Source organism: Pseudomonas sp. BGI-2 (genome assembly GCF_004310295.1).
In the GTDB taxonomy this organism is placed as follows: domain Bacteria; phylum Pseudomonadota; class Gammaproteobacteria; order Pseudomonadales; family Pseudomonadaceae; genus Aquipseudomonas.
This window is the reverse complement of sequence record NZ_SISB01000051.1, coordinates 35253-43693: the sequence shown is the minus strand read 5'-3', so window position 1 is coordinate 43693 and position 8441 is coordinate 35253. Positions and strand designations below refer to the sequence as shown.

The following is an 8441-nucleotide window of genomic DNA, read 5'->3' as shown; positions in this document are numbered from 1 at the left end:
CTTGATCATCTTCACGACTTCCAGCTTGAAGCTGTCGTCGAATGTTCTGCGTTTGTCGGTCATGAAAATCTCCTCGATAGATGCATTTTCCACCTATCGAGGTGTCCGGGGAAATTAGACCACTACACCGCGACACCCTTGCCTCTGGCTAACACTTCCCCTTGCCGGGTGTGTAGAGGACTTTCACCTCCAAGTCACCAGCGTGGCCACCATAGCCAAGCTGGTTGCGCTTCGCGCGCAACGCGCCATGCCTGGCGCACCAAAAAAAAGCCCACTGTGTTCACAGTGGGCTTTGGGGTGTTATCGCTCAGCGCTTAGTGATGCTCACGCGTCGCACGGAATTTCACGTCCGGCCAGCGCTCTTCCATCAGTGCCAGGTTGACCCGGGTCGGGGCCAGGTAGGTCAGGTGACCGCCGCCGTCAATCGCGAGGTTTTCCACCGCCTTGATCTGGAACTCTTCAAGCTTCTTCTTATCGCTGCAATCGATCCAGCGCGCGGAATAAACGGTGATCGGCTCATAGGAGCACTCGACCTTGTATTCCTCTTTCAAGCGACTGGCGACCACATCGAACTGCAGCACACCGACGGCACCCAGGATGATGTCGTTGCTGCGCGTGGGGAAGAACACCTGGGTCGCGCCTTCTTCCGCCAGTTGCTGCAGACCCTGACGCAGTTGCTTGGACTTGAGCGGATCACGCAGGCGCACGCGACGGAACAGTTCCGGGGCGAAGTGCGGGATGCCGGTGAAACCCAGGACTTCGCCTTCGGTGAAGGTGTCGCCGATCTGGATGGTACCGTGGTTGTGCAGGCCGATGATGTCGCCGGCAAACGCTTCTTCCAGTTGCTCACGCTCGGAGGAGAAGAACGTCAGGGCATCGCCGATCCGAACATCCTTGCCGGTGCGCACGTGGCGCATCTTCATGCCTTTTTCGTATTTGCCGGAGCAGATACGCATGAAGGCGATGCGGTCGCGGTGTTTCGGGTCCATGTTCGCCTGGATCTTGAACACGAAGCCGGCGAATTTCTCTTCGACCGGTTCAACGGTGCGCTCGTTGGCGACACGGGCCAGCGGTTTCGGCGCCCAGTTGACCACGGCGTCGAGCACGTGATCGACACCGAAGTTGCCCAGTGCAGTACCGAAGAACACCGGGGTCAGTTGGCCGTCGAGGAATTCCTGTTGATTGAATTCGTGGCAGGCGCCCTGCACCAATTCCAGCTGATCGACGAAGCGATCGTACTCGTCACCCAAGTGCGCGCGGGCTTCATCAGAGTCGAGCTTCTCGATGATTTTCACATCGGTACGCTCGTGGCCGTGGCCAGCGGTGTACACGATGATGTAGTCGTCGGCCAGGTGATAAACGCCCTTGAAGTCGCGGTAGCAACCGATCGGCCAGGTGATCGGCGCAGCCTTGATCTTCAGGACCGCTTCGATTTCGTCGAGCAGTTCGATCGGGTCGCGGATGTCACGGTCGAGTTTGTTGATGAAGCTGACGATCGGCGTGTCACGCAGACGGCAGACGTCCATCAGCGCGATGGTCCGTGGCTCTACACCCTTGCCGCCGTCGAGGACCATCAATGCCGAGTCAACCGCCGTCAGGGTGCGGTAGGTATCTTCGGAGAAGTCTTCGTGGCCCGGGGTGTCCAGCAGGTTGATCATGTGATCGCGATACGGGAACTGCATGACCGACGTGGTAATGGAAATACCCCGTTGTTTTTCCATTTCCATCCAGTCGGAGGTGGCATGGCGGTCGGATTTACGGGATTTCACCGTGCCAGCAATCGCAATCGCCTTGCCCATCAGCAAAAGCTTCTCGGTGATGGTGGTTTTACCGGCATCGGGGTGGGAAATAATGGCGAAAGTGCGGCGTTTCGCGACTTCGGCGGCCTGTTTGGTCATGGGAAATCGCCTGGCAGGTGATTCAAAAAAGGGCGGCGAGTATAGCGCAAACCGTGACCTACAGACCACCGTTCACCCTGTAGCATCTGCCCCGTGGTGAGGGGATTTATCCCCGTTGGGCTGCGAAGCGGCCCCTATTTTCCAGCCACACCGCGCCCAATGGATTACGACGGCTTCGCCGCCGAACGGGGATAAATCCCCTCGCCACAGCCTCGCAGGCTCGGCAGCTGCTACACGGGCATATCGAGATGCGTGGTAGCTAAATGCTGCTAAATATGGAACCTTTTAAAAGGTGGAGGCGTCCACTCCCCTGTTACAGCTCTCGTAGCAGGGTTTGAAAAACCTGCAAGTTAGCCTGACGAGGCTGCGCTTATGGCTCGATCTCATGCGGTTCCATCAGCATGGGGAGCTGCTTCTCGCGAACGTTGATAATCCCGGCAGCCAGGAATGGCATGCCCCACGGGACTGCGTCCGCCGACTGAAAAAAGGAGTCCGCCTGTGGCTATTCGCTATGGCAAGGGGCTGATAGGAGGTGCGGTTGTCGTCGCTCTCCTGGCCCTGCTGGTCCACTGGATTGGCATCAACACGATCGAACATTACCGCGACGATTTGTTGTTTTACCTGCAAGCTCACCTGATTCTCGTCCTTGTTTCCATGCTGGCCGCCCTCGTTGTGGGCATCCCCGCCGGCATCTTCCTCAGCCGCCCGACCATGGTTGGACGCGCCGAACGCTTCATGCAGATCTTCAACATCGGCAACACTGTGCCGCCTCTTGCCGTACTGGCCATCGCCCTGGGGATCCTCGGCATCGGCAGCGGCCCCGCGATTTTCGCCCTGTTCCTCGCCTCGCTGTTGCCGATCGTGCGCAACACCTATGAAGGCCTGAAAAACGTCCAGGGATCGCTCAAGGAAGCGGCCGTCGGCATTGGTATGACGCCGACTCAAGTGCTGTGGCGGGTCGAACTGCCGAACGCTGTGCCGATCATCATCGGTGGCGTGCGCGTGGCCCTGGCGATCAACGTTGGTACCGCACCGCTGGCGTTCCTGATCGGCGCCAACAGCCTGGGCAGCCTGATTTTCCCAGGCATCGCCTTGAACAATCAGCCGCAACTGCTGCTCGGCGCGGCTTGCACCGCCCTGCTGGCCTTGCTGCTCGACGGTCTGGTGACACTCGCCAGCCGCCTCTGGCTCGAACGCGGCCTACGCCCGTCTTAAGCCTCGGCAAAGGAATATTTATGAAAGCTTTCTACCTAAAAGGCATGACCTTAATAATGGGCTGCGTCCTGCTATTCGCAGGATTTGCCCAAGCCGCTGAAAAACCCGTGATCCGCATCGGCGCCCGGGTCTTCACCGAACAAACCCTGCTGGCGGAAATCACCTCCCAATACCTGCGCACCAAGGGTTACGACACTCAGGTGACCGGCGGTCTGGGCAGCAACCTCGCTCGCAGCGCCCACGAAAGTGGTCAGCTGGACCTGATGTGGGAATACACCGGCGTGTCGCTGGTGGCTTACAACCATGTCACTGAAAAGCTCGACAGCGCTCAGTCCTACGCCAAGGTGAAAGAACTCGACGCAAAAAAAGGCCTGATCTGGCTCACCCCGTCGAAGTTCAGCAACACCTACGCCCTGGCCCTGCCGGAAAAAACCGCAAAAGCCTACCCGCAGATCAACACCATCAGCGAGCTGAACACGGTGATGCAGGCTGAGGCGAAGACCAATCATCTCGTCGCGCTGGACACCGAGTTCGCCAACCGTTCCGACGGTCTGGACGGCATGGTCGACCTCTATGGCATGAACCTGACCCGCAAAAACATCCGGCAGATGGATGCTGGGCTGGTCTACACCGCCCTGCGTAACGGCCAGGTGTTTGCCGGTCTGGTCTACACCACCGACGGTCGTTTGAATGCCTTCAAGCTCAAACTGCTGGAAGACGACAAGCACTACTTCCCGGACTACACCGCCGCGCCGGTGGTGCGTCAGGACTACCTCGACGCCCATCCAAAACTGGCGGAAGAAATAAAGCCGCTGGCCGAACTGTTCGATGACGCCACCATGCGGCAGCTCAATGCGCGGGTCGATGTCGATCACGAAAGTCCTTCATCCGTTGCTGCAGATTTCCTGCGCCAGCACCCTATTAACTGAGGAGGAAAAGACATGGAATTTCTGAACGCCTTTTCCCATCTCGACTGGCCGCTGGTCCTGCAACTGACCGGGCAGCACATCACCCTCGTCGGTATTGCCGTGACCCTGGCGATCCTGGTTGGCGTGCCGCTGGGCATCCTGATGACACGCTTCCCGACCCTCGCCGGCCCGTTGCAAGCCAGTGCCACGGTGCTGCTGACGGTGCCGTCGATTGCGCTGTTCGGCCTGCTGCTGCCGTTCTACTCCAAATTCGGCCAGGGCTTGGGGCCGATGCCGGCGATTACCGCGGTGTTTCTGTACTCGCTGCTGCCAATCATGCGTAACACCTACCTCGCCCTGACCGGCGTCGAACCCGGCATTCGCGAAGCCGCGCGCGGCATCGGCATGACCTTCGGCCAGCGCCTGCGCATGGTCGAGTTGCCGATCGCCGTGCCCGTGATCCTCGCCGGCGTGCGCACCGCCGTGGTCATGAACATTGGTGTCATGACCATCGCCGCGACCATCGGCGCCGGTGGCCTCGGTGTACTCATTCTCGCTTCCATCAGCCGCAGCGACATGTCGATGCTGATCGTCGGCGCCGTGCTGGTCAGTCTCCTGGCCATCTTCGCCGACCTGCTTCTGCAATGGCTGCAACGCACGCTGACTCCAAAAGGATTACTCAAATGATCGAACTTCAAAACCTCAGCAAGACCTTCCAAAGCAACGGCAAAGATGTGAAAGCCGTGGACTCGGTAAGCCTGACCGTCAATGAAGGCGAGATCTGCGTGTTCCTCGGGCCATCGGGCTGCGGCAAAAGCACCACACTGAAAATGATCAACCGTCTGATCAAACCGACCTCCGGCAAAATCCTGATCAATGGCGAAGACACCACCGACCTCGATGCTGTGACCCTGCGCCGCAACATCGGTTATGTGATCCAGCAGATCGGCCTGTTTCCGAACATGACCATCGAGGAAAACATCACCATCGTTCCGCGCCTGCTGGGCTGGGACAAACAGAAATGCCACGACCGCGCCCGCGAGTTGATGAGCATGATCAAGCTGGAACCCAAGCAGTATCTGAATCGCTACCCGCGTGAACTGTCCGGCGGTCAGCAGCAGCGGATCGGTGTGATTCGTGCCTTGGCGGCGGATGCGCCGTTGTTGCTGATGGACGAACCGTTCGGCGCGGTCGACCCGATCAACCGCGAGATGATCCAGAACGAGTTCTTCGAGATGCAGCGCGCGCTGAACAAGACCGTGATCATGGTCAGCCACGACATCGACGAAGCCATCAAGCTGGGCGACAAGATTGCGATCTTCCGCGCCGGCAAGCTGCTGCAGATCGATCACCCGGACACGCTGCTGGCGCACCCGGCGGATGACTTTGTCAGCAACTTCGTTGGCCAGGACAGTACGCTTAAACGCCTGTTGTTGGTGAAAGCCGAAGACGCAGCGGACAACGCCCCGTCGGTAAGCCCGGAAACGCCGGTGGCTGAAGCCCTGGAGTTGATGGACGAACTGGACCGTCGATATGTGGTGGTCACTGACGGTGAGAACAAGGCGCTGGGTTATGTAAGGCGTCGAGACCTGCACCGTCAGGCCGGGACTTGCGCGCAGTACCTGCGTGAGTTCAACGCCACGGCGGCATTCGACGAGCATTTGCGCATCCTGCTGTCACGCATGTACGAGTTCAACCGCTCGTGGTTGCCGGTGATGGATGCGGAGCGGGTGTTCCTGGGGGAGGTGACTCAGGAATCAATTGCAGAGTATTTGAGCTCTGGCAAGTCCCGTGGGGGCAAGACCAGCATTGTTTCGCCCGCCGAGACAGCGGTCGCCTGATCTGACGTCTTCGCGAGCAAGCCCGCTCCCACATTGGTCCGCGTTCATCCACAAAATTGTGAGCTGACACAGATCCAATGTGGGAGCGGGCTTGCTCGCGAATGGGGCACCACAAATCCCTCTGATACACCTCAAATATCCCTCCTACGGGAACATCACACTGTCATGCAGGTCGGTTACATCAGTAGTTGTCCGGGACCGCACGACGGAAGCGTGCAAAAACGCGACATTTTTTGTTGATCTCAAGCCCCTCACGCCCTAAAGTTCGCGCCGAACGTCCATGCTGGAAACGATCCATCCGGCTCAAGTACTGACGACGAGACAGCAAGGCCAAGGGAAGCACCGCCTCCCGTGGCCTTTTTGCTTTCGGCGACATGCCTTGGGAAGTAGGCGAACCAAAGTGGGGATACGGAGGACGTTCATTTGCACCCATTGATTAATCTAGTTTGCCAGTAGGAGTTCCCAGCATGTCGATCAACGTCGAAGACTATTTCGCGCGCGATACCTTCCAGAAAATGAAGGCGTTCGCCGACAAACAAGAAACCCCGTTCGTGGTGATCGACACCGCGATGATCAGCCAGGCCTACGACGACCTGCGCGCCGGTTTCGATTTCGCCAAGGTCTACTACGCGGTCAAGGCCAACCCGGCCGTCGAAGTCATCGACCTGCTCAAAGAGAAAGGCTCGAACTTCGACATCGCCTCGATCTACGAGCTCGATAAAGTGATGAATCAGGGCGTCGGCCCGGATCGCATCAGCTACGGCAACACCATCAAGAAATCCAAGGACATTCGCTACTTCTACGAGAAGGGCGTGCGTCTGTATGCCACCGACTCCGAAGCCGACCTGCGTAACATCGCCAAAGCTGCACCGGGTTCGAAAGTCTACGTGCGCATCCTCACCGAAGGCTCGACCACCGCTGACTGGCCTTTGTCGCGCAAATTCGGCTGCCAGACCGACATGGCCATGGACTTGCTGATCCTCGCCCGCGACCTGGGCCTGGTGCCGTACGGCCTCTCGTTCCACGTCGGCTCGCAACAGCGCGACATCAGCGTCTGGGACGCGGCGATCGCCAAGGTCAAAGTCATCTTCGAACGCCTGAAAGAAGAAGACGGCATTCACCTGAAGCTGATCAACATGGGCGGCGGCTTCCCGGCCAACTACATCACCCGCACCAACAGCCTGGAAACCTACGCTGAAGAAATCATCCGTTTCCTCAAGGAAGACTTCGGTGACGAACTGCCGGAAATCATCCTGGAGCCAGGCCGTTCGTTGATCGCCAACGCCGGCATCCTGGTCAGCGAAGTGGTGCTGGTGGCGCGTAAATCCCGCACCGCGGTAGAGCGGTGGGTGTACACGGATGTGGGCAAGTTCTCCGGCCTGATCGAAACCATGGACGAAGCCATCAAGTTCCCGATCTGGACCGAGAAGAAAGGCGAGATGGAAGAAGTGGTCATCGCCGGCCCGACCTGCGACAGCGCCGACATCATGTATGAAAACTACAAGTACGGTTTGCCGCTGAACCTGGCCATTGGTGATCGTCTTTACTGGTTGTCGACCGGTGCGTATACCACCAGTTACAGCGCGGTTGAATTCAATGGCTTTCCGCCGTTGAAGTCGTTCTACGTGTAAGCGATCTCTTGAAACATGAAAAGGCCCATGAATACATGGGCCTTTTTTATTTGCGCAACCAGGCTTCGAGGTGATTGATCATTGTCATGAACTCTTCAGCCTCCTGCACCACGCGCTCCAACTTTGAGTTCAACCTCCCCATCGTTGACATATCAGCTGTTTGAAACAGCTCGTCTTTAGCGCTATCGACGCGCAATAAAATTTCCGCGACAAAAAAACCCATCTGCGAACGCAAGGACGTAAACCCGTTAAATAACGCCGTAACATCGGCTTTGTATTCTGCTGACTTTATCGAAGGGTCTGTGGAAGAGTAAGCAACATCCCAAACAGGTGTCGTATCCGTCTCCCTGAACAACGCCTCCACCACAGTGGGTTGCAGATGACAATTACAGGAGCGATAGTCCATTGCTCCCATAAATGCGGAGCGCAGTGCAAACGCATCCTCATACAGGCTCTGGTCTATAAACTTCAGCACGTCTATATGACCTTCCGTATCAAAAAACTGACTACCTAACCCTTGAACCAGTCCTCGCACACTCGTTGGCACTGAGCCCCAGCTCGGGGAGCGGGAGAAACTGTATAGATTTACATCAACCTCATCGAGGGGCTTGCTCGGGGACGTTTGACGGGTTATTTCCAAAGACTCGCGGGTAAAGGTGAGCAGATCTTGAAAATTGGCATCGCATCGAATCCTGGCGCTTTCACTACGATCCCAATAGTCCCGCAGATACTTCTGATTAAATAAGACCTTGTTCAAGCGCGTATCGTAGGTCAGTTCCGCACGCTGATGGCCACTGTTTTTACGGCGGTCAAACACAATCGGTATGTTGTCGTATGTCGGGAACAGCGTGTCGAGAAAGCGTGCGTAACGATCCAGTAGACGCCGCTGCTCAGGGGAAAACTCAAAGGTAACTATATCCATGATCCATATTAAAGGAGGTGGGCGTC

At 57.5% G+C, this 8441-nt stretch carries 7 protein-coding genes; 5 read left to right on the top strand and 2 right to left on the bottom strand.

The annotated features are described in order from the left end of the window. Window positions 1-314: 314 nt before the first annotated feature. Window positions 315-1898 (bottom strand): peptide chain release factor 3, encoded by a 1584-nt coding sequence (locus tag EYC95_RS26570; RefSeq protein ID WP_131062973.1) that lies wholly within the window; start codon window positions 1896-1898, stop codon window positions 315-317. 498 nt (window positions 1899-2396) lie between these two features. Between EYC95_RS26570 and EYC95_RS26565 the strand changes: the two genes are divergently transcribed. The 5 genes from EYC95_RS26565 to EYC95_RS26545 all read left to right on the top strand — a co-directional run bounded on the left by EYC95_RS26565 (window position 2397) and on the right by EYC95_RS26545 (window position 7493). Next, window positions 2397-3113 carry an ABC transporter permease gene (locus tag EYC95_RS26565; protein ID WP_054049992.1) on the top strand — a complete coding sequence of 239 codons (717 nt, stop codon included), beginning with the start codon at window positions 2397-2399 and terminating at the stop codon, window positions 3111-3113. 20 nt (window positions 3114-3133) lie between these two features. Then, window positions 3134-4042, top strand: coding sequence for a glycine betaine ABC transporter substrate-binding protein (locus EYC95_RS26560; protein ID WP_131062972.1), 909 nt, complete (start codon window positions 3134-3136; stop codon window positions 4040-4042). A gap of 12 nt (window positions 4043-4054) precedes the next feature. Then, window positions 4055-4708 (top strand): ABC transporter permease, encoded by a 654-nt coding sequence (locus EYC95_RS26555; protein ID WP_131062971.1) that lies wholly within the window; start codon window positions 4055-4057, stop codon window positions 4706-4708. Next, window positions 4705-5862, top strand: a complete 1158-nt coding sequence (locus EYC95_RS26550) for a betaine/proline/choline family ABC transporter ATP-binding protein (RefSeq protein WP_131062970.1) — start codon at window positions 4705-4707, stop codon at window positions 5860-5862. The genes EYC95_RS26555 and EYC95_RS26550 overlap by 4 nt, the downstream gene beginning before the upstream one ends. A gap of 467 nt (window positions 5863-6329) precedes the next feature. Next, a complete protein-coding gene (locus EYC95_RS26545; RefSeq protein ID WP_131062969.1) occupies window positions 6330-7493 on the top strand; it encodes a type III PLP-dependent enzyme in 1164 nt (387 codons plus the stop codon). Window positions 7494-7539: 46 nt separating this feature from the next. Here EYC95_RS26545 and EYC95_RS26540 read toward each other — a convergent pair whose 3' ends face one another. After that, window positions 7540-8415 carry a hypothetical protein gene (locus EYC95_RS26540; RefSeq protein ID WP_131062968.1) on the bottom strand — a complete coding sequence of 292 codons (876 nt, stop codon included), beginning with the start codon at window positions 8413-8415 and terminating at the stop codon, window positions 7540-7542. Window positions 8416-8441: the final 26 nt, after the last annotated feature.